Annotated in this window: 23 protein-coding genes; 10 read left to right on the top strand and 13 right to left on the bottom strand. The window is 61.0% G+C overall.

Features of this window, described 5'->3' with window-relative positions:
- The first annotated feature begins 17 nt into the window (after positions 1-17).
- The 4 genes from AC1DDS_RS09255 to AC1DDS_RS09240 are packed head-to-tail and all read left to right on the top strand — an operon-like array spanning position 18 to position 5,024.
- Positions 18-1,001, top strand: a complete 984-nt coding sequence (locus tag AC1DDS_RS09255) for an HlyD family secretion protein (RefSeq protein ID WP_477478642.1) — start codon at positions 18-20, stop codon at positions 999-1,001.
- A gap of 11 nt (positions 1,002-1,012) precedes the next feature.
- A complete protein-coding gene (locus AC1DDS_RS09250) occupies positions 1,013-2,770 on the top strand; it encodes an ATP-binding cassette domain-containing protein (RefSeq protein ID WP_477478612.1) in 1,758 nt (585 codons plus the stop codon).
- Positions 2,767-3,906 (top strand): ABC transporter permease, encoded by a 1,140-nt coding sequence (locus AC1DDS_RS09245; RefSeq protein ID WP_477478611.1) that lies wholly within the window; start codon positions 2,767-2,769, stop codon positions 3,904-3,906. The genes AC1DDS_RS09250 and AC1DDS_RS09245 overlap by 4 nt, the downstream gene beginning before the upstream one ends.
- On the top strand, positions 3,906-5,024 hold the full coding sequence (locus AC1DDS_RS09240; protein ID WP_310422668.1) for an ABC transporter permease: 1,119 nt from the start codon (positions 3,906-3,908) through the stop codon (positions 5,022-5,024). Before AC1DDS_RS09245 ends, AC1DDS_RS09240 begins: the two co-directional genes overlap by 1 nt.
- Positions 5,025-5,316: 292 nt before the next feature.
- Here the strand turns inward: AC1DDS_RS09240 and AC1DDS_RS09235 are convergent, their stop codons facing one another.
- A complete protein-coding gene (locus tag AC1DDS_RS09235) occupies positions 5,317-5,643 on the bottom strand; it encodes a hypothetical protein (RefSeq protein ID WP_477478610.1) in 327 nt (108 codons plus the stop codon).
- Between the two features lie 71 nt (positions 5,644-5,714).
- On the opposite strand from AC1DDS_RS09235, the gene AC1DDS_RS09230 reads away from it, so the two are divergent.
- Positions 5,715-6,332, top strand: coding sequence for a M24 family metallopeptidase (locus AC1DDS_RS09230; protein ID WP_477478609.1), 618 nt, complete (start codon positions 5,715-5,717; stop codon positions 6,330-6,332).
- Between the two features lie 294 nt (positions 6,333-6,626).
- Here AC1DDS_RS09230 and AC1DDS_RS09225 read toward each other — a convergent pair whose 3' ends face one another.
- The 7 genes from AC1DDS_RS09225 to dsbD all read right to left on the bottom strand — a co-directional run bounded on the left by AC1DDS_RS09225 (position 6,627) and on the right by dsbD (position 12,340).
- The gene (locus tag AC1DDS_RS09225; protein WP_477478608.1) at positions 6,627-6,839 is read right to left on the bottom strand and encodes a hypothetical protein; all 213 of its coding nucleotides are present in this window, start codon (positions 6,837-6,839) and stop codon (positions 6,627-6,629) included.
- Positions 6,836-7,006 carry a hypothetical protein gene (locus AC1DDS_RS09220; protein ID WP_477478607.1) on the bottom strand — a complete coding sequence of 57 codons (171 nt, stop codon included), beginning with the start codon at positions 7,004-7,006 and terminating at the stop codon, positions 6,836-6,838. The genes AC1DDS_RS09225 and AC1DDS_RS09220 overlap by 4 nt, the downstream gene beginning before the upstream one ends.
- 727 nt (positions 7,007-7,733) lie before the next feature.
- Entirely contained in the window at positions 7,734-7,994 is a 261-nt protein-coding gene (locus AC1DDS_RS09215; RefSeq protein WP_477478606.1) for a hypothetical protein, read from the bottom strand.
- 398 nt (positions 7,995-8,392) lie between these two features.
- Positions 8,393-9,001 carry a DsbA family protein gene (locus AC1DDS_RS09210; protein WP_477478605.1) on the bottom strand — a complete coding sequence of 203 codons (609 nt, stop codon included), beginning with the start codon at positions 8,999-9,001 and terminating at the stop codon, positions 8,393-8,395.
- On the bottom strand, positions 9,001-9,708 hold the full coding sequence (locus tag AC1DDS_RS09205) for a L,D-transpeptidase (protein WP_477478604.1): 708 nt from the start codon (positions 9,706-9,708) through the stop codon (positions 9,001-9,003). The genes AC1DDS_RS09210 and AC1DDS_RS09205 overlap by 1 nt, the downstream gene beginning before the upstream one ends.
- Positions 9,705-10,529 (bottom strand): prolipoprotein diacylglyceryl transferase family protein, encoded by an 825-nt coding sequence (locus AC1DDS_RS09200; protein WP_477478603.1) that lies wholly within the window; start codon positions 10,527-10,529, stop codon positions 9,705-9,707. Before AC1DDS_RS09200 ends, AC1DDS_RS09205 begins: the two co-directional genes overlap by 4 nt.
- Positions 10,526-12,340, bottom strand: a complete 1,815-nt coding sequence (dsbD, locus tag AC1DDS_RS09195) for a protein-disulfide reductase DsbD (RefSeq protein ID WP_477478602.1) — start codon at positions 12,338-12,340, stop codon at positions 10,526-10,528. The genes AC1DDS_RS09200 and dsbD overlap by 4 nt, the downstream gene beginning before the upstream one ends.
- 113 nt (positions 12,341-12,453) lie before the next feature.
- On the opposite strand from dsbD, the gene AC1DDS_RS09190 reads away from it, so the two are divergent.
- Both AC1DDS_RS09190 and AC1DDS_RS09185 read left to right on the top strand, forming a co-directional pair.
- Positions 12,454-13,116, top strand: a complete 663-nt coding sequence (locus AC1DDS_RS09190) for a response regulator transcription factor (RefSeq protein WP_477478601.1) — start codon at positions 12,454-12,456, stop codon at positions 13,114-13,116.
- The gene (locus tag AC1DDS_RS09185; protein ID WP_477478600.1) at positions 13,113-14,477 is read left to right on the top strand and encodes an ATP-binding protein; all 1,365 of its coding nucleotides are present in this window, start codon (positions 13,113-13,115) and stop codon (positions 14,475-14,477) included. Before AC1DDS_RS09190 ends, AC1DDS_RS09185 begins: the two co-directional genes overlap by 4 nt.
- 257 nt (positions 14,478-14,734) lie before the next feature.
- Here the strand turns inward: AC1DDS_RS09185 and AC1DDS_RS09180 are convergent, their stop codons facing one another.
- The 4 genes from AC1DDS_RS09180 to AC1DDS_RS09165 are packed head-to-tail and all read right to left on the bottom strand — an operon-like array spanning position 14,735 to position 18,000.
- Complete coding sequence (locus AC1DDS_RS09180; RefSeq protein ID WP_477478599.1) at positions 14,735-15,448, bottom strand: ABC transporter ATP-binding protein; 714 nt, start codon at positions 15,446-15,448, stop codon at positions 14,735-14,737.
- A complete protein-coding gene (locus AC1DDS_RS09175) occupies positions 15,441-16,169 on the bottom strand; it encodes an ABC transporter ATP-binding protein (RefSeq protein ID WP_477478598.1) in 729 nt (242 codons plus the stop codon). Before AC1DDS_RS09175 ends, AC1DDS_RS09180 begins: the two co-directional genes overlap by 8 nt.
- Positions 16,169-17,101 carry a branched-chain amino acid ABC transporter permease gene (locus tag AC1DDS_RS09170; RefSeq protein WP_477478597.1) on the bottom strand — a complete coding sequence of 311 codons (933 nt, stop codon included), beginning with the start codon at positions 17,099-17,101 and terminating at the stop codon, positions 16,169-16,171. Before AC1DDS_RS09170 ends, AC1DDS_RS09175 begins: the two co-directional genes overlap by 1 nt.
- Positions 17,098-18,000, bottom strand: a complete 903-nt coding sequence (locus AC1DDS_RS09165; protein ID WP_477478596.1) for a branched-chain amino acid ABC transporter permease — start codon at positions 17,998-18,000, stop codon at positions 17,098-17,100. Before AC1DDS_RS09165 ends, AC1DDS_RS09170 begins: the two co-directional genes overlap by 4 nt.
- 231 nt (positions 18,001-18,231) lie before the next feature.
- On the opposite strand from AC1DDS_RS09165, the gene AC1DDS_RS09160 reads away from it, so the two are divergent.
- The gene (locus AC1DDS_RS09160; RefSeq protein WP_477478595.1) at positions 18,232-19,554 is read left to right on the top strand and encodes an amidase; all 1,323 of its coding nucleotides are present in this window, start codon (positions 18,232-18,234) and stop codon (positions 19,552-19,554) included.
- Positions 19,555-19,562: 8 nt separating this feature from the next.
- On the opposite strand, the gene AC1DDS_RS09155 is transcribed toward AC1DDS_RS09160, so the two are convergent.
- On the bottom strand, positions 19,563-20,396 hold the full coding sequence (locus AC1DDS_RS09155; protein ID WP_477478594.1) for a helix-turn-helix domain-containing protein: 834 nt from the start codon (positions 20,394-20,396) through the stop codon (positions 19,563-19,565).
- A 159-nt stretch (positions 20,397-20,555) separates the two neighbouring features.
- Here AC1DDS_RS09155 and AC1DDS_RS09150 point away from each other — a divergent pair, with 159 nt between their 5' ends.
- Together AC1DDS_RS09150 and AC1DDS_RS09145 are read left to right on the top strand one after the other, a co-directional pair.
- On the top strand, positions 20,556-21,770 hold the full coding sequence (locus AC1DDS_RS09150; protein ID WP_477478593.1) for an ABC transporter substrate-binding protein: 1,215 nt from the start codon (positions 20,556-20,558) through the stop codon (positions 21,768-21,770).
- A 131-nt stretch (positions 21,771-21,901) separates the two neighbouring features.
- Complete coding sequence (locus AC1DDS_RS09145) at positions 21,902-22,750, top strand: D-amino-acid transaminase (RefSeq protein ID WP_477478592.1); 849 nt, start codon at positions 21,902-21,904, stop codon at positions 22,748-22,750.
- Positions 22,751-22,776: the final 26 nt, after the last annotated feature.

The raw sequence follows: 22,776 nt of genomic DNA, 5'->3' as shown, positions 1-22,776 counted from the left end.
GCCTCGTTGCCATTCTCGTGCTCTTGGCCGCGGTCGGCGGCGGGGCAATTTGGTGGTATCTCTACCGCCATGGCGGTTCTGACGAACTCGTTCTCTATGGCAACGTCGATTTCCGGCAGGTCAGTCTGGCCTTCAACGGGAGCGAGCGGGTCGCTGAGGTCCTTGCTGAAGAAGGCGACCGCGTCAAAAAGGATCAGCTACTCGGCAGGCTCGACACCAGCAGGCTTCGGCCACAAGTTGCTCAGGCGGAGGCGCAGGCCGCCAGCCAACGCGCCAATCTCGCTCGCCTGAAGAGTGGCAGCAGACCGGAGGAGATCGCCCAGGCGCGCGCCAATCTCGATTCCGCCAAGGCCGATGCAGCGAATGCAAAGATACAATATGAGCGTCAAAGTGACCTGGCATTGCGATCCGTCGCCAGCCAGCGGTCCCTTGAAATCACGGAAGCGACCTCAAGAATGGCCGATGCCAAGGTTGCAGCAAATCAGGAAGCGCTGGATTTGCTTGTGGCCGGCCCGCGGATCGAAGACATCCAGCAAGGAGAGGCGGAGCTTCATGCGGCCGAAGCTAACGTGATGTTGTTGCATCAACAGCTTGCCGACGCCGAGCTGAAGTCTCCGGTCGATGCCGTCGTCAGGTCGAGGCTGATCGAGCCGGGCGAGATGGCATCGCCCACGCGCGCGGCGTTCTCGTTGGCGACAATCAGTCCGAAATGGGCACGTGCCTACGTTTCCGAAACCCAACTCGGGCGGATCAGGCCCGGCATGAAGGCTTCTGTGTCCGTGGATTCTGCGCCCGGACGCCCGTTTCAGGGCTGGATCGGCTTCATCTCGCCGGTCGCCGAGTTTACGCCCAAAACGGTGCAGACCGAGGAACTGCGCAGCAGCCTCGTCTACGAGGTGCGAGTCTTTGTCGATGATCCCGACAACCTCCTCAGGCTGGGAATGCCCGCGACGGTCAGGCCGATCCTCGATAACGGCGAGACCTCCACCGCCCGGCAATAGGATCACCCACGATGAGTGCCAATGAAGCAGCCCTTGTCGCGAAGGATGTCCGAAAGACCTTCATCCGGAACACCGGTGAAGCTGTCGAAGCCCTTGCGGGTATCTCGCTGAAGGTGGAATGCGGCGCACTGACAGCGCTGGTCGGTCCAGACGGAGCAGGCAAGACGACGCTGTTGCGTTTAGCCTCCGGACTCGTCGTCCCAGACAGCGGAAATCTTCACGTCATCGGCATCGACGTCACGCACTCCCCGCAGCAAGTTCAGGACCAGATCAGCTACATGCCGCAGCGCTTCGGTCTCTACGAAGACCTCAGCGTCCAGGAGAACCTCGATCTGTATGCCGATTTGCATGGCGTGACGGCGGAACAGAGAGCGGACGTTTATCCGCGCCTGTTCGAGATGACCCAACTCGGACGGTTCAGGGCAAGGCCAGCGGGCAAACTGTCAGGAGGCATGAAACAAAAGCTCGGACTTGCGTGCACCCTCGTCCGGTCTCCACAACTCCTCCTTCTCGACGAACCGACCGTTGGGGTTGATCCTCTCTCCCGGCGCGAACTCTGGGAGATTGTGTTCAAGCTTGTCAAAGATGGGCTGTCCGTCATCGTCTCGACATCCTATCTGGAGGAGGCCGAGCGATGCGAACACGCCGTGCTCATGCATGCCGGTCGGGTTCTGGCGGAAGGTCGCCCTGACGAGATTACCGCCAAAGCCGAGGGATGCTGCTTTCTGGTCAGCGCCCCGGATGGGATGCGCGCGCGGTCTCTCCAGGCGCGCCTGTTCGGATTGCCGGGTATTGCCGATGCGGTTCCTGAAGCAGGCCGCGTCCGTGTCGTCAGGAAGTCCTCCGCAGATCCACAGCCATTGGAACTCGAGGGAAGAACGCTTGAGACGGAAGCAGTGGAACCGCGTTTTGAGGATGCGTTCATGTTGCTCTTTGACGCGATCGCAGGTGATCAACGGCGAAAGAGCAACATCGGCGTCGCTACCCAGGCCTCCGGACCCGATGAGACGGTCGTTGAGGTCGACGATCTCGTCAGAACCTTCGGCGACTTCACAGCCGTCGACCACGTGAGCTTCAAAGTCCGACAAGGCGAGGTGTACGGCCTGCTTGGTCCGAACGGAGCCGGCAAGAGCACGACGTTCAAGATGCTTTGCGGCCTTTTGCCCGCCACGAGCGGCACACTTCAAGTGGCAGGTGCAAACCTCCTGACCGCTGGTGCGAAGGCTCGGCAGAAGCTCGGGTATGTGGCGCAGAAGTTTTCGCTCTACCGGCAACTCACGGTCGACGAGAACCTCGAATTCTTTGCCAGTGCCTACGGTCTGAGGGGGAGTGGCAAGAGGGAGAGGGTCAAAGTTCTGAAGGAGCAGTTCGAGCTCGATCAGTTTTCCGAGTTGCCAAGTGGCCAGTTGCCCGGTGGTTTCAAGCAGCGCCTGGCGCTGGCAGCGGCACTGCTCCACGAGCCCGAGATCCTGTTCCTCGACGAGGCCACCAGCGGTGCCGATCCGCTCGCCAGACGCCAGTTCTGGGGCAGGATCACAGCACTCTCCGAGCGTGGGGTAACAATTATCGTCACGACCCATTTCATGGAGGAGGCCGAGTATTGCGATCGGATCATCATCCTGGACGCGGGCAAGAACCTGGCGGAAGGCACACCCCTTGATATCAGGGCACGCGCCGTGGCCGATCAGGACAAAGCACCGACGATGGAGCAGGCATTCATTGCCATCGTGGAAAAGCAGCGGCGCAAGGACAAAGAGGGCACGACATGAGCGCCCGCGACGCCAGCAGGATGCTCGCCGCCCTCCGGCGGATAAGCGCGCTCATCAGGAAAGAAAGCTGGCAGCTCCTCCGCGATCCGAGCAGCATCGCGATTGGCATCGTGATGCCCATCGCGCTCCTCGTCCTCTTCGGCTACGGCATCAACCTTGACGTCAAGAACGTTCCGGTGGCCATCGTCATGGAAGACAATTCGGCCGAAGCGCGCAGCGTCGCCTCTGTCTTCGAACTGTCTGACTACTTTTCCGCCGTGCCGGTCAAGACGATGGCGGAGGCACGGGAGATGCTGATGTCGTCCCGAGCCAATGCCATCGTCAGAATTCCCGTGGATTTCGCTCGCACCCTCGAACTTGGGAACGCCGAGGTCCAGGTGATCGTGAACGGAGCGGACTCCAACACCGCTCGGATATCGCTCGGATACGCTCAGGGCGCAGTCGGAGTTTGGGCCGCCAAGGAAGCGGCCCGAAGCGGAAATCCTGGCGGCCTAATCAACATTGAGTCGCGCCTTTGGTTTAACGAGGCGAACGACAGCACCTATTTTCTGGTTCCAGGACTTATCGTCCTGGTGATGACACTGATAGGCGCAATGCTGACGGCACTCGTCATGGCGCGCGAATGGGAACGTGGCACGTTCGAGGCGCTCTTCGTCACACCCGTAAGCTCCTTTGAGATACTGTTGGGGAAAACAGTTCCCTATTTCCTGCTAGGCCTTGCAGGACTTGCGCTCTGTGTCGCTGGCAGCACGCTGCTGTTCGGCGTCCCGCTTCGCGGCTCGCTCCTCATTCTAACTGTCGTGTCCATGCTTTACCTGCTGGTTGCCCTCGGTCTTGGGCTTGTGATCTCGTCTGCGACCAAAAATCAGTTCATCGCAAGCCAGGTAACAATGTTCGTGACGTTCCTGCCGGCCATGATGCTCTCCGGCTTCATGTTTGACCCGCGGAGCATGCCGGTCGCGGTGCAGATGATCACTTACATCTTTCCCGCGCGCTATTTCGTGACGTTGCTGCAGACCCTTTTCCTCGCCGGAAACATCTGGAACGTCATTCTGCCCAATGCGGCCGTTCTCGCCGGAATGGCGACCGCACTGCTTGCCCTGTCGGTGAAGCTGACCCGAAAGAGGATCGCGTGATGCTGGCCTCCCTGCTTCGTATCGTCACCCTGATCCGCAAGGAACTTCTGGTCATCCTCAAGGACCCGAAGAGCCGAGCGAGCCTTGTACTTCCACCGATCCTTCAGTGCCTAATCTTTGGCTACGCGGCCACCTACGACCTGAACACGGTTCCCTACGCGCTCATCGACCTGGATCGGAGCGCGACATCCAGGGAACTCATATCGAAGCTGGAGGGTTCTGGAATATTTCAGCGGCAGGCGACGCTGGCACAGACAGGCCAGGCGGTCACGTTGCTGGACACTAAGAAGGTTATCCTTGTCATCGTCGTCGAGCGCGATTTCGAGCGCCAGCTCGCAAGCGGTAGTTCGTCGGCAGTGCAAGTCATTGCGGACGGGCGCAACTCCAATACCAGCGGCGTCGCGCAAGGCTACGCCAATACGATCATCGCGGACTTCGCAGCCGACTGGCGTTCGCGGAAGGGAATATCCGGCCCTGCCGTTCAGGTCACGACTCGCGCCTGGTTCAACCCGCAACTCGAGACGCGCTGGACAATGATTCCTTCGTTGATCGGGACCATAACCATGATGATGACGATGATGCTGACGGCGATGTCCGTGGCGCGCGAACGCGAGGAAGGAACGTTCGAGCAACTCCTCGTCGCGCCATTCACGCCCACCGAGATCATGGTCGGCAAGGCGGTCCCTTCGATGATCGTCGGTATCGCCCAGTCGTCCGCCATTCTCATGGTGGCGTTGTTCTGGTTCCAGATACCCTTCGCGGGCTCGTTACTGACGCTCTATCTCGGGCTGGCGCTCTTCCTGGCGGCTGCGATCGGCTTCGGCCTGTTCCTGTCGTCGCTCGCCGCGAACATGCAGCAGGCGATGATCCTGTGTTTCATGTTTCTGATGCCGTTCATGCTGCTCTCGGGGCTTATGTCGCCGACAGACAACATGCCCGAGGTGCTCCAATACGTCACGATGATCAATCCGCTGAAGTACGCAATCTCGATCACCCGTCGCGTCTATCTCGAGGGCGCACACCTCACTGAACTGCTTCCTGACATGTTGGCGTTGGTCGTCATCGCCGCCGTCACGATGCCAATATCCGCCTGGATGTTCCGGCATCGATTGAACTAGGAGCGGGCTCCCGCGAGCGCGGGGTCATGTCCGCAACGGGCTGAAAGAGGTCATCGGTCATCGTCCGCACGGACGAGAGCTTCGGACCGTCAAGGCTCAACTTCGCAGTGACAAGGTGATCTGCACACGCTTGGCGGGCGTCCCGCTTAGACAAGCATCGGTTCCGATCAAGGCTGAAAGCCCCAGGGGGCTTTTAAAAAAGCGACGTGCTTTACGCGCGCGCAAGGGCCACCTGCTGGGAGAGGCCTATGACATCCTTCCAGACCAGGACCATGACCGCCCAGTGGCCATCTCACAGGCCTGGAAATTTCGTAAAAAGAAAAAACTCCTCAACAATTTTACGTATTGACAAAAAAATAGCCTCTACTTTTTTCAATAAAGGAGATCTTGAATGTTGGACGATGACGAAAAAGGCATAGTCCGGTTGTTGCAAGAAGACGGACGAATGTAGACCGTCGAACTGGCGCGCCGGCTTCAGGTTAGGGAGCCGACGGCCCGAAAGAAGCTGAATCGCATTCTGAACGACGGAATTGTAAAAGTCCGTGCCGTCGCCAGTCCCGTGGACCTTGGATACACCACGCCAATCTATATCGGGCTTTGTCGAGCGCGCAAAGCTCAATGAAGTCGCCGAGGCGGTTGCGAGGTACGATTTTGTGGAGTCGGCTCCCAACAGGGTGCGGCCTGATCGATATGGCAGGGAGTGGAGTTAACGAGAACGATATTGCTGCCTGCGTGTGGTCGACCTTGATCAAGCACGGAGGCGAGTTTCCGGGCTTGCCGCCGTTTATCGTAAGCGGTCAGCGCACCAGTCTTGGTCACGCGACCTGGTCGGGCCGCAAGTTGCAGAAGGGCGATTCACTTGCCTTTGAATTTCCCGGTGTTGTTGCCCGCTATGCAGGCCCATTGTTTCGGTCGGGCGTCGTGGGCGGAAAGTCGGAAGAGCTGAAACATCTCGAAACCGCTACTTTAAAGTCGCTGGAATTGCTGCTTGGCAACATCAAGCCCGGGGTCACCTGCGACGAAGTCCATGCATTGAATGTTAGGAACTTCGCTGAGTTCGGCTACACACTCGGTCATCGCAGTGGCTATTCGGTCGGGATCAACTACGCGCCGGATTGGGGGGAGGGCAACATATTGTCAATACGCGCCGGCGAAAAGCGCACGATCGAAGAAGGTATGGTTTTTCATTTGGTGCCCGGTATTTACGTGACCGGAAAACATGTTGTCGTGATCTCCGAAACGATTGTCGTGACAAAAGACGGATGTGAGTGCCTGACAGACTCCCCTCGGGAACTTTTCACGGTGTGATGTGCCGCACTGGACAGGCTTGTAGCAGGTTTTGGACTTAGCTTGGCTGATCGTGTAGGTGGTCGCCTGGTCCTAATATCTGAGGGCGGCAATCACGATGGCCGTCGGAATGCCGACTGAGACAACGCTGGCGGTTAAAATCGTGGCCAGCCTCCAGAGCCGATCGCGCTTCGCCCGCACCTCATCCCACTGACGCATGCCGTCCTCCTGGCTTCGGCTTATCGAAGCATTCGAGCGCCGATGAGTCGGGTCAGCGCCAACGGGTGAAGGTTGCAACGTGACGCCTGATCACGTTCATCCTTCACCGACATATTTGCCGGGCAACGTTGTGCGCCAACCCCTCGCGAAGCCATGGCCCATCGCTATCGCAGCGGATCGAAGTTTTTCCTCGACGGCATCCCGCTCGGCCAACAGGGTGCGGATTGCCTCAACGGCGTCGCCATTGTGTAGAGCAAGGATGGCAGCCGCCTCGTCGAGGAGCGGCTCTTCTTTGGTCGCGGCGGTCATTGCAAGGCCAACCGCAGCTGTGTGCCCTTGCGCAGGACGTAGACTGGCGGCGGTGCTTCGGTCTGCTTCTGCGCCTCAGCGCGCCGAGCAAGGATGCGTTCGCGCAATGCACGGGAGGCGGCGACTTCCGCGAGGGCTCGGGCAATGACGGTGTCTGTTCTGGACATGGCGAGAACCCTACATGTTCCTTGTTTGTTCTTTTCTCACGTTGAGGTTCTCGTGTCAATCTTGCTCGGCTGCGGTGCGGCGGCCAACCAAAGGGGCCTGGAAGGCTTCGAGACCGAGCGGGTCTTTTCCAGAGCTTCTTCGTGCTGCTTCGCCAAAGCAAGTCGGGAAATGCCCCTGAATGGCCGCCGCATTTCTAGGCCGGCTTTGTCGTTGCCTACAGTCGCGGCATCAGCTTCCGGCGAAGTCCAAATAGCCTCGCCACAGCATCATCGATGTCGTGTTGTGCGCTCATGGTCCACCTCCATTTAAGGTGGAGTGTCACGGGATGTGAGGTGAGTCTAATATATAGAAAAGTGACGTTAGAAGGTCAGATTTGCTTTAGCGCAAGTGATGTGAGAACGGCCGTCGTGATCTCGAGGCAGCAGCGTGACGTCAATCGGCCGCCCGACCCCGTTCTAAATCTAACGGCAGTCGCGTTCTGAGTGATGTCTACAGTGTTTTAGCTTGCAGTCAAAGGTCGGCATCCATGTCTTGAATGACATGGCTGGCCTGCTCGCACGAGCCTGTCTGCTTGAGGATATGGGTGGCGAGAACGTCTCGCACGTTATGCGGCCCATGAGGGAGCAGGGCTTTGATGGCCCCTCGGCCGATATAGGGATTGTACACGCAGTAGCGCTGAACCGTCAGCCGCCAGGCATAAAGAGACTGCCTGGGGTGGAGCGACCATCAATGTACCGACGGCTCATCGTCCTCCAAAAACGATCGGATCCCGTCTCGGGCAACAGTTGCCAAAAACTCGTCGAATGCCTCCCGGTCGGTCGCGAATGGCTCTTCCCACTCAATGACATCTTCGTCTTGGGTGATCACCTCCATCCGCCAATCGTGGTTCGTGCCGGCCGGACGAAAAATGTCGACCAACACGGTGATGCCGTCTTCGGTGAATTCGCCGGAGAGTTCCGAATGTTCGTGTTTGGTCTTCTTAGACATTAGCGTTTCCCGTAGTCCCAATCGATGCGCCTGATTCGGCGCGGCCTTCGTCAGTTACGACCCATTGCCGCATACTGAGCGTTTTTGCCCGCTTCTTCGAGGGCGCCCTGCTTGGCGAGCTGTTCCGTGTCGCCATTGTCGAGGAAGGTTGTGCCGGCTTGCCCGAGGGCGGCGCTAGCCTGTCTGGCCTCATCGACTGTTCCGCGTTTCAGATTTCGATCGAAATTATACGGTGGAGAAGGCGGCGCGACATGCCTGCGGGAGTTATCCATAGCGCCTAAACGGCCAATATCAATTGCAAAGTGGGGAGAGAAAGTGGCGAAGTAAGTGCCTTCTACCGAAAAATCTCGAGATAACAGGCACTTATCTTCTAAGCTGACTTCCCGGGCCGGGGTCTCTCATCCTCTCGCTTTGGCAATGGCTTCCTTCAGTCCCGTTTCATCGAGAACGCCTGGAAAAATCGCAGAGCCTATGACGAATGACGGCGTGCCGGCGAAGTTGAAGGCGAGCGCCTGATTGTAGTTGCGGTCGAGAAGTGCGGAAATCTTGGTGTTGTGCTTGTTCACGGCGGCGGTGAGGTCTTTCATGGAAAGGCCGGCGCCGGTCAGCGCTTTCTCTATGTCGTCGTGCGAGAGCTTTGCCTTGGTTTTCATCAGCGCCTGCATCGCGACATGGTATTTGCCGATCTGCGCGGCGCCGAGCACGGCCTGCGCGGCAAAGACGGAGGCATCGCCGAAGATCGGCCAGTCCTTCAGGACGAGACGCACATTGCCGTCGGCCTTGACGACCTTCTCGACCGTCGGATGCACCTTTTTGCAATAGGGGCACTGATAGTCGAAGAACTCGACGATGGTGACATCGCCCTTGGGATTGCCGAGGACGGGCGCGTCCTTGTCGAAGAACACCTCCTCCTTGGTCAGTTGCTGGGCGAAGGACGGGCGCCCCTCGATGAACGAAGCGGCGGCGGCAGCGAGCGTGGTGGTCAGAACGGTTCTGCGGGTGAGCATCAGATTTCTCCCTGTGCGGATTGGTTGGGGCTGAGGACGACGACGCGGGAGCCCTTCGGTACGCGGCGGTGCAGGTCGATGATGTCCTGGTTGAGCAGGCGGATGCAGCCGGAGGAAACCGACTTGCCGATCGACCAGGGCTCGTTCGTGCCGTGGATGCGATAGAGCGTGTCCTGGCCATTCTTGTAGAGGTAGAGCGCGCGTGCGCCGAGTGGGTTGCGCAGGCCGCCTTCCATGCCGCCGGCCAGCGGCCCGTAGCGCTCCGGGTTGCGCGCGATCATGTTCGGTGTCGGCACCCAGCCGGGCCAGCGTCCCTTGCGGGCGATGTCTGCCTCGCCCTCGAATTCAAGCCCCGCCTTGGCGACGCCCACGCCGTAGCGCATCGCTTTGCTGCCCTCCATGACGAGATAGAGGAAGCGCGCGTGTGGATCGACGACGATGGTGCCCGGCGGGTATTCCGTCTGGTAGTCGACCACCTGGCGGATGTTCTTCGGATCCATCTTGGAAACGTCGACGGCGGGCACGATGGTGTCGCCGTCCTGCACGGCGGCATACATGCTCTGGACGTTCGGGTCGGCGCGCGGCTTGGCGATCTCCTTCGACGGCGGTGCCGTCTGCGCGCAGGCCGAAAGCAGGGTGGCGGCGAGGGTGGCAAGGAGCATGCCGCGCAGGCGCGTGGCGGAAGCCGGAAAAACCGGAGCTTTCATTCTGTCTGGGTCCTGTCCTGAAGTGAAAGGGCGGCGAGGCTTTCGGCGAGTGCTTCGCGGGAGATTTCGCCGAGATGGGTGGCGGCAAGCGTACCGTCCGGGTTGATGAAAAGCGTTGCGGGCAGGCCGATCGCACCGTAGTGGCGCGAGAGGTCGGCAAAGGGATCGAGAAGGATGGTTTCGAGATCGACGCCGGCCTGGCGCAGATAGGTGGCGATCGCCTCCCTGCCTTCACCCTGATTGGCAAAGAGAAAGTCGACCTGCGGATTGCGGCCGGCCATCTCCGCCATCATCGGCATTTCGCGCCGGCAGGGCGGGCACCAGCTTGCCCAGAGATTGAGCACCGCAGGGCGCCCTTTGCGATCAGCGACGGATATGGTCTCGCCCTGTGCAAGCACGGCATAGGACGTTTCCGGTGCGCGGGGCGCAGCACTGCCATCGGTGAGGGTGGTGGCAGCGACCCAGGCGAAAAGGCCGGCGGCGAGCGGCATGATCGTCCAGGGCGCGGCAGGCGGCGCCTTTCGCCAGAGCATTACGGTGACCAGCAGTACGCCGATGAAGCCGCCGGCCGGCGAAAAGCCGCCCTGCCAGATGGCGAGGACCCGCCACGGGTCCTGCATGAAGCTCTCGGCATGGGCAAGGACATGCATCGTCCGCGCGCCGACAATACCCGCAAGCACTGCGGACGTCGCCCAGGTGCCAAGCCGGTTGTCGACGCGGGCTGCGAGGAGGGAGCCGACCGCCATGAAGACGATCAAGCCCGTGATTACCGAGAAACGATCGGCGGAGAAGGCGAAAGGGCCTATCGCGACGGCATTCATTGTACTCTGCCCTTCGCGATCCTTGCGGCGTCCGAGAGCGATGTGGCGGTGATATCGCCGACCAGGCGCGTGCCGGGCACCTCCTGTTTGCTGCCGTCGAAGAAGATCATGGTCGGTGGGCCGACGACGGCGAGCGAACGCATCAGCGCGCTGTTGTCCGCATCGAGGGTGGTGACGTCGAGGCTTGCGAGCCGGATCCCGTCAAGGCTGGCAGCGACATCGGGCGCCGTCAGCACCGTTCGCTCGATCGTGCGGCAGGTGACGCACCAGTCCGCGGTGACATAGACGAGGGTGGGCCTGTTGTCGGCGGCGGCGGTGTCGAGGAGGCTGGAGAGCCGATCTGCCGAGCCGATTTTAGTGAAATCCGCCTTCTCGATTGTGTGGCTGGCGTTCACCGCCCCCTTGAGCGGGCCGAGCGGGGTCAGCGGATCGCTGGCGCCAAGACCGAATCCCGCCAGCAGGAGGCTGCCCCAGAGGAGGGAGACGACGGCGGCAGAGCGCGTCAGCACCCCATATCCGCTGGTAATCCGCAGCCCGTCCAAAGCGCCGGCATAGACGCCGAAGGCGAGCGCCGGCACGGCCCAGGGCAAGAGGGCGAAGCGCTCCGGCACCAGCGGGGTCGCAAGCCAGATCGCTGTTCCCAGGAAGAGGAAGCCGAAGACGTGCCTGACATTTTCCATCCATGCCCCGGCGCGCGGCAGCGCCTTGCCGCCGATCGTCGCCATGGCGATGAGCGGGATGCCCTTGCCGAGGCCGAGAGCGAAGAGGGCGAGTGCGCCGATCACGACGTCGCCCGTCCGGGCAATGTAGAGAAGGGCACCGGCGAGTGGCGCGGTCACGCAGGGCCCGACAAGGAAGGCCGAGGAAAGGCCGAGCAGGGCGGCGGCGCCGACAGAACCGCCTTTCCGCCTGCCACCGTTCAGGCGACAGCCGATCGCTGCCGGGAGCTGGATGTGGAACAGGCCGAAATTGGAGAGTGCCAGCAGGACGAACAGCCCGGCTACCGCGCCGATCGCGAGGGGCGATTGCAGCACGATCTGCAGGTTCTGGCCCGACCATGCGGCCGCGATGCCGACGAGGCCGAAGGCGGCGGCGAGCGCCAGCACATAGGCGGACGCCAGTACGAAGCCGCGCCCGGCCGTCAGCCCTTCACCCTCGCGCGTGAGCATAGCGGCAACGATCGGATACATCGGGAAGACGCAGGGGGTGAAGGCGAGCAGCAGGCCGAAGCCGAGGAAGCCGGCAAGAAGCAAGGCAAGTCCGCCGCCGGTCAAGAGTCGGTCGACCGTCGTTTCGCCGCTGTCACCGGCGATGGCGAAATCAGCCTTGGTTTTGCCCGCGTCCGCCGCCGGGCGAGCGTCCCCGGTCGGGGGGAGCGCAAAACCGCCTCCATCCGGTTTGCTGATGGTCATTGCTGCGACATCGATCGTCCTTGTCGTCGGCGGATAACACAGCCCACCGTCCTGGCAGCCTTGGTAGGTGAGGCGAATGGTTTGAGGAGCATCGGCGATCGAGGCCGAAGCCTCTCCGTAATAGACTTCGGTCGTGCCGAAGCCCGGATCGTCCTTGATCTTGCCCGGCTCGGTCTGAAGTGTGAGCGGTTGATCGTCGGCGCTTTCGGCCGAAAGATAGTCCCGGTAGAGATAATAGCCGTCGGCGATCTTCCAGCTGATCGTCAGGCGGCCGTCGTCTTCCTTGGCGATTACAGGCACGAACGCCTCGTCCATCGGCAAGGGTACTTCGAGGGCCCGAGCAGGCAGGACTGCCGCAATCAAAACCCAAATCAGTGCCAGGAGATTTGCTTTCCGCATCGATCTTGCGTCCTCGTCCTTCATCGTGGACGGAGCGATCCAGCCGCCACCTTAAGGCAGTCTTAAGGTGGCCGGCCCAGGCAGGAGGCGGGGCAAGTGTTCACGGAGGCTCGATGCGTATTCTGGTGGTCGAAGACGATGCGGTGCTGCTCGACGGGCTGAAGGTCGGGCTCGGCCTCTCCGGCTTCACGGTCGATACCGTGGCGACGCGCGCCGATGCGACGGAAGCCCTGATGGCAGACCGTTTCGACGCCGTGGTCCTCGATCGCATGTTGCCGGATGGTTCCGGGCTGGAGGTATTGGCTCAGCTACGAGAAAGGGGCGACCGGACGCCCGTCCTGCTGCTGACGGCAAAGGACGAGACTTCCGATCGCATCGATGGGCTCGACGCCGGTGCCGACGACTATCTCGGCAAACCCTTCGATCTCGACGAGGTTGCCGCGCGCCTCAGGGCCATCACGCGCCGCGCGGAAGGCCGGGCGCGGCCCGAGCTGCGCTGCGGCGGCATCGTGCTCGATCCGGCAGAGATGGCCGCGCGCAAGGGCGACATATCCATCCCCCTGTCGCGCCGAGAATTCTCGATCCTGCGCACGCTCATGGAGAATCCGGGCATGATCCATTCGAAGCAGGTGCTCGAGCAGCGTCTTTACGGCTGGCAGGAGGACGTGGAGAGCAACACCGTCGAGGTGCACGTGCACAAGCTGCGCGCCAAGCTCGGCGCCTCGTCGATCGAGACCGTGCGCGGCGTCGGTTATCGCATGGGCAGGTCGGAATGAGCTCGATCCGCCTCCGTCTCATCGCCATCCTTCTTGCCACCACCGGTGCGGTGTGGTGCTGCGCGGTGTTCTGGACCTATCTCAGCACGCAGCGCCAGGTGGAGCGGGTGCTCGATGCCAGGCTGACCGAGGCGGCGCGGATGGTAAGCTCCTTGATCACCGATCACCACGTCGATGTCGCCGCTGCCGTGGAGGTGGCCACGGCCAGCGACGCTCCGCCGGGTTTCACGGTCGCGCAAGGCGATTACAGCCGGCAGCTCTCCTGTCAGATATGGTCGTTGCAGGGTCAGCTTGTCAGCCGCTCCGACAGCGCGCCGAAATCCTCGCTGGCCGACCATGAGAGTGGCTTCGAGGACACGGTCATCAATGGCGAGCGGTGGCGGGTCTATGCCGTGGTCAATCCGAAGCTGGGCGTGCGCGTCCTTGTCGGCGACAGTCTCGAAATGCGCGATCGACTGGTGGGCGATGTCGTCAAGGGACAACTGGTTCCAGCGCTCGCCATCCTGCCGATCCTTGCCGCCCTGATCTGGTTCAGTGTCGACCGGGGACTTGCCCCGCTCAGCCGGATAGCAAGTACGCTCTCCGGCCGCTCGGCCGATGTGCTCCATCCGATTGAAGAAGACGGGGCGCCGCGGGAGGTCCGTCCGCTTCTCGGCTCGCTGAACGCCCTCTTCCGCCGGGTCAGCGAAGCGCGCGAGCGGGAAAAAACCTTCATCGCCTATGCCGCGCATGAGTTGAAGACGCCGCTCGCCGGCCTCAAGACCCAGGCGCAGATCGCGCTCAGGAGCGACGACGGTGACACCCGCAATGCTGCCCTGCGGCATATATCGACGAGCGTAGATCGCGCGGGGCGGCTGGTTCGCCAACTGATCGACATGGCGGCGGTCGATTCCGCCGATGTCGACCGTTCGCGCGACGCGATCGACGTCGGAGCGATCCTGCGGGAGGTTTCGGCCGATCTGGAAAACCTGCGCGCCGCCAGAAAGGTGTCGGTCAATGTTCGCGTCGGCGACGCGGTTGGAACCACCTATATTGACCGCATGCTCCTGAACCTCGCCGTGAAGAATGTCCTTGAGAATGCAATCCTCCATGCCCCACCGGACACGCATGTCGATCTGGTCGTCGAACAGGAAGCGGAGGAACTCCGAATCGAGGTAATCGATCCGGGACCCGGGATGACCCCCGCTGAAGCAAAGCATCTCATGGGGCGCTTCAACCGAGGTTCACGCGAAGGCGAGGGGACGGGTCTCGGGTTGTCAATCGTCGAAATGGCGACCCACAAACTGGGTGCTCAACTATCCTTTGAACAACGCGGCGATGGATTTTGCGCGCGGATTTCATTTCCGAGCAGTGCGGACTGAGCGCTGGTCCGGGCTTTACCAATGCCGCCATAGGGTTTGCTTGGGCGCGCGAGGCCGCAGTTTCGTCGCCGAGTTCTGATGCTGAACATCGCGGCAAACCAGGTGCGGTTCGCCGGCCCGCTCGCCGAGGCCTGGCGGTACGCCTGCAATCGCTCACGATTGCAAACCCCATAGGAATTTGCCGACCGGTCATTGGCCGACGCATGCCACGGTTGGCGGCATTTTGCATGCTCAATACAGGTTTGCCATGGAACGCTTCAAAATAGCCATGTCGCAATCGTGTCGCGGTATTCCGCGTCGAATTTCGCCTTGCTGCCTTCGATTTTGTTCGCACCAAGCTCAAGCACGTAGATGTAGTCTGCGACGTCGACGCCGGCGATGACGTTCTGATCGACCATCAGGATGGTCTTGCCCTCCTCCGTCACAAGCCGCCGCATGTGCTCGTAGATTGTCGCCGCACGCTTGGGATCAAGGCCAACTGTGGGTTCATCGACGAGGATGAGGTCCGGATCGCTGATCAGCGCCAGCTCAAGCTGCATCAGCCGCTGCTGGCCGCCGGACATGAGGCCGGCGCGCCGGCTGGCGAACTCTTTCAGATAGGGCGCCCGCCCATAGGCCCGTTCGATGGCACGCCGCGCCCGCGCGCGGTCGTTGCGAAAACTCCAAGTCGCCATCTCGACGTTTTCGGCAACGCTCATGTCCTTGAACAAGGCATGGTGCTGGGCGACATAAGCGATCTTGTTTCGCACAAGATCCCGCGTCTCGAGCGTGGTCAGATCGCGCCCGCAATAGCCGATCGTTCCCGAATGGGGACGCAACTGGCCGACGATCGTCTTCAGCAGCGTTGACTTTCCGACCCCGTTCGCACCGATGATCGTCGTCAACTGACCGGGCCTGGCAATAACGGAGACGCCTCTCAAAATGTCGATATCCGGCAGATAGCCTGCGACGACGTCGTTCACTTCAAGCATGGTGATAATCTCCGAGATAAGCATCGAGCACGGCTGGATCGTTTCGTACCGCATCCGGGTCCCCGTCGGCGATGATGTCGCCGTAGCTCAGGGTGACGACGCGGCGGCACAGGCCGAAGATCGACCCCATGTCGTGGCTGATCAGCACGATGGTGACGCCGCTGTCGTTCCATTCGCGAATGGTGTCATACATGAACCGCTTGAGCTCGGGATGCACGCCGCCAAACGGCTCATCCAGCAAGACCATCCTTGGCTCCAGCATCATGATGCGACCGAACTCCAAGAGCTTGGCCTGGCCACCCGACAGGCGGCCGCCCAACTGGTCGGCCAGCGGCGCCAGCTTGAGGCGGTAGAGAATTTCCATCGCCTTGGCTTTCGCGTCTGCCGGCGTAACGCTCCAATCCAGAAAACCCGGAACCAGCATGTTTTCGAGTACCGTCAGGCGGCGGAAAACCTTGGTCATCTGAAACGACCGCCCAATGCCCAATCGTGCGAGCCGGTTGGGCGCGAGGCCGTCGATCCGGTGGGATTCGAAATGCACGGAGCCGGCGCTTGGCGTGTAGTATCCACCGACAATGTTGAGAAGCGTTGTCTTGCCGGAGCCGTTCGGGCCGATAAGACCAACGAGTTCCCCTCGGCCTATCGCCAGGTCGATCTTCTTAAGCGCGACCAGACCACCGAAGCGCTTCTGCAATCCGTCTATGCGAAGCTGTGTCGTCATCACCCGCGCCCTCCCTTGCGCAGCGCCGTCGCCAGCGTGCCGAACAGTCCGTTTGGCGCAAACCGCAGGACCAGCAGGGCGGCAAGGCCGAATATGGCAAGTCGCCACTCCCCGGCCTCCCGCAAGGCTTCGAGAGCCAATTGCAGTAGCACTCCGCCGAAAGCCGCATAAACGACGTTGTGAAACCCGCCGATCACGGCCATGGCCAGAACGTAGCCCATCTCCTGAATGCTCATCATCGAGGGCGTGATCAGCTGGACGAAATGAGCGTAGAGGGCACCGGCGAACCCGGCGAAAGCAGCCGAAATGGCGAAAGCCGCGATCTTCCATGCGGTCGTGTTCACGCCAAGACTGGCCGAACCGTCTTCGTCCTCGCGTATGGACTGAAAAAACAGGCCGATGCGCGAACGCAGGAGCACCAGCATGAGAAGAACGCTGACGACGACTGCACCGAGAAACAGATAGTAGTAGCCGGTCGTCGTGCCGTTCGGAAGCAATGGGGCGACCTTCAGGCCGAGGCTGCCAGCGGTGACCTGATGCTCGGCGGTGACGGCGATGCGGAGGATCTCCGAAAATGCAATGGTCGTGAGCCCGAGATAGGCTCCATGCAGCCGCAACGTGAGCCATCCGATGACGATACCCGTCAATGCGGCCACGGTTACCGCCGTCAGGATTGACAAGGGAATGGGCAGACCAAGATGAATGATGCTGAGAGCCGAGGCATAGGCGCCAAGCCCTGCCATGGCCGCCTGAGCAAAGCTTATCCTGCCGACATAGCCGACAAGGAGTGCCCAGCTCGCCGCCATAAGCGCGTAGTAGAAACCGATCGTGAGGGTGTAGATCCAATATTCCTGCAAACCCGTGAGCGGCAGCAAGGCCAGGATGCCGACCGCAGCGATCGGCATGGCCATTCCAACATTTTTCTTTTTCATGCTCTGCGCTCCACGCGGCCAAAGAGACCCTGCGGGCGCAACAGCAGCACGCCAACAAGCACGATGAGACCATAGGCGTCCTTGTAGGCGAGCGCCCGGCTCGTATCGGGGATCAGGACGGTGGCGAAACTTTCGACCTGTCCGAGGACAAGTGCTCCGATGATGGCGCCGGGGACAGAGCCGAGCCCCCCGAGAACGACGATGACGTAGACCTTGATGGATGGGATGACGCCCATCGCCGGCGTGACATTGAAGACCGGGCCGATCAGCGCGCCCGCTGCGCCAGCCAGCGCCGCTCCGGCACCGAAAGCCAGCATCGAGGCCTTGTTGACATCGATGCCGAATGTTTCGGCGGCCGACCTGTCCTGGCTGACCGCCCGCACGGCGCGTCCCATCCAGGTGTAGCGCAGCACCAGAAGGAGACCGACCATCAGCAGGATAGCGGCCGCAGCGGCCGCCAATCTGTCGCCGCTTACGATAAGTTCACCGATCGTGACACGCCCGCTGTAGATGGGGGCTGGCCGCTGCGGCCACGGCCCGAACAGACTGTTGGCGAGGTTGATCAACAGTACCGACAGCGCGAAGGTAATCATGATCGCATATTCGTCAGGACGGTCGACCTTGCCTTCGTGGACCGGCTTGATGAGGGCCCGTTCGATGAAGGCGCCGAGCAGCATGAGCGCTGCCGCAGCGACCAGCACCCCCATGAACGGCGGCAGCCCGAGCACGCTCACAGCGAGATAGCCCGCATATCCGCCAAGCATGTAGAGCTCACCGTGGGCGAAGTTGACGATGCGAAGGACGCCGAAGATCAGCGCAAGCCCCAATGCGGTGAGCGCGTAGAAAGAACTGACGATCAGTCCGTTCAACGCCTGCTCTCCAAATTCCATAAATGTCATGACGACTCCCCACCGACGTGAAGTTGTTTTTCGGCAACTATGACGGCGCTTGTCCGGGAGAGCTATCGGAAACGCTCAGGCGAAATTAAGCCAATTTAACCTTCTGTAGCGACAGTTCGCGACAGGCAGTTGTGGAGTTCACCATTCCGGACGGACCGGTTCGCTTGTTAATTGGGCGAGTGCCCGACTCCAATCTTGGGGCTTGGCACCAATGTCGGAAAAGGATGAGAGATGCACCGGACCGTTTGGCAGTTGGGAGATGATATCGCTGAAGGCAGGACGACCAGCGAGGCACTTGTTCGCCGCTGCATTGATGCGATCACGGCGGTCGACCCGACTCTGCATGCCTTTGTCGAGGTTTTCGAGCAGTCGGCGATCGAAGCGGCCCGGCGAAGCGATGACGAACGTCGCCGTGGGACCTGCCGCGGGCCGCTGCACGGCATTCCAGTTGCCGTGAAGAGCTTGGCCGACATCAAGGGGCATGTGACCGGCTTTGGATCCCGCGCGTACGGGAAGGCTCCCGCCCTGCAATCAGCGGCCTTCGTATCCAGGCTCGTCGAAGCGGGAGCAGTGATCGTGGGGACGACCCAGATGGTCGAGTTCGCCATGGGAAGCTGGGGAACGAACTATTCGCTTGGCACTCCCTGGAACCCGGTCGATCGCAATCTTCACAGGGTGCCGGGAGGATCGAGCAGCGGCTCGGCGGTTGCCGTCGCGGCGGGTCTCGTTCCTGCAGCCATTGGATCCGATACGGGCGGTTCGATTCGCATACCGGCGTCGCTCTGCGGCGTCGTCGGCTTCAAGCCCACATGGGGAGCGGTATCCAATGACGGGGTGGCGCCGCTGGCTCCAACCCTCGATACGATCGGCCCGATTACCAACGATGTCGAAGACGCCCGGTTGATATACTCTGCACTTGCAGACGCGAAAGCACCGGACTCCCGTACGCTCATGGAACGCTTGCGCATCGGCGTCATCGATCACGGCCAACTGCAACCTCTAGATCGTGGCGTCGAGGAGGCGTTTGCCCGCGCGGTGGAGATGATTGCCGCGGAGTTGGGCACCCCTGGGGCTTTCCGTTTCCCCACCGACATGGCGACCTATCAGAAGCTGTCCGGCGAGATCATTGCCTATGAAGGCTATCAACACCTTGCACATCTGGTCGATGATCCCGATACACCAATCGACCCTTATGTGCGTGATCGCATTCTGGCCGGGCGAGCGGTCGGAGAGGCCCGCTACCAAGAGGTCCTGAGTGAACGAGCGACGATGTGCGAAGCATTTCGTCAGACATTCGAGGCCTTCGATTTCCTGCTCCTGCCGACAACTCCGCTACCGGCAGTTCCGCTTGCCGAAGCCGACGAGAGCCAGATCCCCATGTCGCGGCTGACACGCGTCGGCAACTACCTGGGGCTGTGCGCGATCTCGATCCCCATTGGCAACTGGCACAAGCTGCCGGTGGGTCTGCAGATCCTCGGAAGGGCAGGAGACGACCTCCGTCTCTTGTCCTTCGCCGCAAAGGTCGAGGCGATGCTCAGATCGGCTGGCGCCTGAATTGCCTCCTACGGCAATTCCGCACGCAGCACGATCGACGACCGCGGCGACGGCGCGTTCAGATAATCGAGGACCGCCGCCGGGACAGCGCCGGACTCAGGTGAGAGCAGGCCGCAATTCGACAACGCCTCGCGCTTGTTGATGGAGCGCCCCACATATTCGAGTACGACCCGCGAGGCGGTCGGCTGGTGAGCTTCGGTGCTGGATATGCCCATCACCATTCCGGCAAGCGTCAGTATGCGGTTGCGATATGTCGGATAGAGAATTGTTTGCGTGGTTTCGCTTCCGACGATCGCCTCGTGGTCGATCAAATGAAGGCGATCCCCTATGCGCGTCACAAGGCCAAGATATTTGAACACGTAACGCGTGTTGCCGCCGCGCGCCTCAAGTCGCTCGATCCGTTTGAAGAAAACGTAATCGTCCTTTGGAAACACGCAGACGAGGGACCGCAGGATGTTCCCGGGCGACGTAAATGAGGGGTAATACTTGTAGTAGTAGCCGATGTGCTTCGAGAGTTGGGCCTTTTGGCGCTGCGCCTGAACGAGCAACGACCGCAAAAGCGGCGGTACATTGAGATCGTCGGCCTTCGGATGCGGACGTAGGCGGATGATCTCGCGAAACTGGTCGCGCGGCATCAGAATTTCATACTCGTCTATGCCGAAGAAATCGCAGATCCGACGCAGATTTCGCCGCGTGGGAAACGCCGTTCCGGCCAGATACTTCATGAATTGCTGCCGGTTGACGCCAAGGCGACGGCATACCTCGGAGGTCGAGGGGTGATAGCTGCAGGCGAGCTTGAGATTGGCCACGAAGTTCTCGGAGGCGAAATCCTGCTCGTCCATTTTTGTATCCTTTGTCGCGTCAGTTAGCGTCAGGTTGAGTGATATTCGACTGTTGCCCGCCGCGCAACTGACGGATTAGCCTTTGGTTGCAATGGCGGCTTTAGCCCGCACAAGGAAATGGCTGAGAGCCCAATAACGGCCCCAGAGAGGAAAAAAAGCATGAAACCTATGAGAGTTTTAGCCACTGCGACCCTTTTGGCGCTGTCCGGCCTGAACCAGGCTGCTGCCGAAGACACGATCAAGATCGGCGGCTTGGCGCCTCTGTCGCCACCCGGCGGCGTCCAGAGCGGAGAGTCGTTGCGTGACGGCATGACGATCGCCGTAGAGGAGATCAACGCGAACGGAGGCCTTCTTGGAAAGAAGGTGGAAGTAATCGTCGAGGATACATCCGGCGTCCCCGAAAAGGGTATCGCGGCTTTCGAGCGCCTGGCATCGAAGGAGGGCGTCGTCGCCATCACCGGTGAAGCCCACAGCGCCGTCTGCACGGCCGTCTTGCCGTCAGCACAAAAGCACGATGTCGCCTTTGTCGCGTCCGAATGCTGGTCGGACGCGGTGACGGCGGCGAAGTTGCCACAGGTTTTCCGCATCACCGTCGCCAACTCGCTGGTCTATTCGGTGGCTGCAGACTGGGTGAAGGAAGCTGGCTTCAAGAACATTGCGATTATCGCGGAGAACTCGGATTGGGGCTTCGGCGTCATCGACGTATTTACGAAGAATCTCGAGTCCACGGGAGCAAAGATCACGTCGTTCACCGCGGAGCGAACCGTCAGCGACTTCACCCCGCAGCTTCTGCAATTGAAGCGGGCTGACCCGAAGCCCGATCTGATCGTCGCTGGCTTCACCGGATCCAACCTGCTCCTCATGCTGCGGCAGGCCGCCGACCTCGGCGTCGCACCGGGCAAGGACACGGCGATCTTTGCCGCCGGCTCCGACGCACTCGAACCGGAATTCTGGAATGTTGTGGGCGACGGTGGCGTCGGTGTTCTCGCCAACCCCGCCGGCTTGCCGGGAAAACCTGACACGGAAATCTCGCGCGCCTTCACCAAGGCTTTCGAAGCCAAGTTCGACAGGCCGCCGAATGCGGTTGCCATGGAAGGCTATGACGGCCTGATGGTCGTGGCCGAGGCGATCAAGAAGGCAGGCAGCACTGACCGCGTGGCGATCCAGGAGGCCATGCGCAAGGTCGAATGGGACGGTACCCGTGGAAAGATCAACTTCCCGCAAACCACGGATCCGGCCTGGAAGTTCCAGCAGTGGCCGGAGGTTCCGATCTTCGTGATCCAGTACACCAAGCCGAACCAACCCCCCGCCGATGCCGCGATCCTGTGGCCGCGTGCGCAAGCTACCGTCGACAGCATGCTTCTGCATCCCTGACGTTCCGTTTTGCGCCCGGAGGGCCTGGATTGCCAGGCTCTCCGGACGCAAGGCGCCAAAAATTCGACTGCGACTTCACCTGAATACGGCGAGCATAGCTCCGCCCACACATCGATTTTGCGAGAAAATTCATGAGCCGTATCATCTATGTCAACGGAAAATACGTTCCCGAGCAGGATGCCAGTGTTTCGGTCTTCGATCGGGGCCTATTGTTCGGCGACAGTATCTACGAGGTGACTGCCGTCATCGAGGGACGGATGATCGATAACGACCTTCATCTTTCCCGTCTGCAGCGTTCGCTCGCAGAACTCGGAATTCCTATGCCGGCAAGCATTGAAGGCATCGCCGAAATTCAAAATGCCCTCATCACGCACAATAAGCTGGAGGAAGGGCTGATATACCTGCAGGTGACCCGCGGCGTGGCCGACCGCAACTTCGACTACGATGATGCGTCGAAGCCGACCTTGTTGGGCTTCACGCAGGCCAAGGATTTGCGTGGCGCGCCAGCAATCTGCAACGGAATCCGCGTCGCAGTGGTCGAGGACCGGCGTTGGGCCCGACGGGACATCAAGACCACAATGCTCTTGCCGCAGGTGCAGGCTAAACGCGAGGCAAAGAACCAGGGTTGTACGGAAGCCTGGATGGTAGAGGATGGCTTTGTGACCGAAGGTGCGTCCTCAACGGCTTACATCGTGACCGCCGATGGCCGCATCGTGACCAGACCGAACTCGCATGCGACGCTTCCGGGCTGTACACGCCGCGCGCTCTTGTCCGTGGCTGAAACCCTCGGCCTGACAGTGGATGAAGCGCGCTTCACAATCGACGACGCGCTTGCGGCACGTGAAGCGTTCCTGACGAGCGCGTCGAGCTTGGTGACGCCCGTGATCGAGATTGGCGGACACAGCATCGGCGACGGCGCGCCTGGCCCGGTGACCCGTCTCCTCCAGGCGACATATCTAGATTTGGCGCAGAGGACCTGATCGCCATCGGCGCTTTCGGACGGGGA

The organism is Mycoplana sp. 10N416, assembly GCF_056394765.1.
The sequence above is the reverse complement of the archived record's forward strand: the minus strand, read 5'-3'. Positions and strand labels throughout refer to the sequence as shown.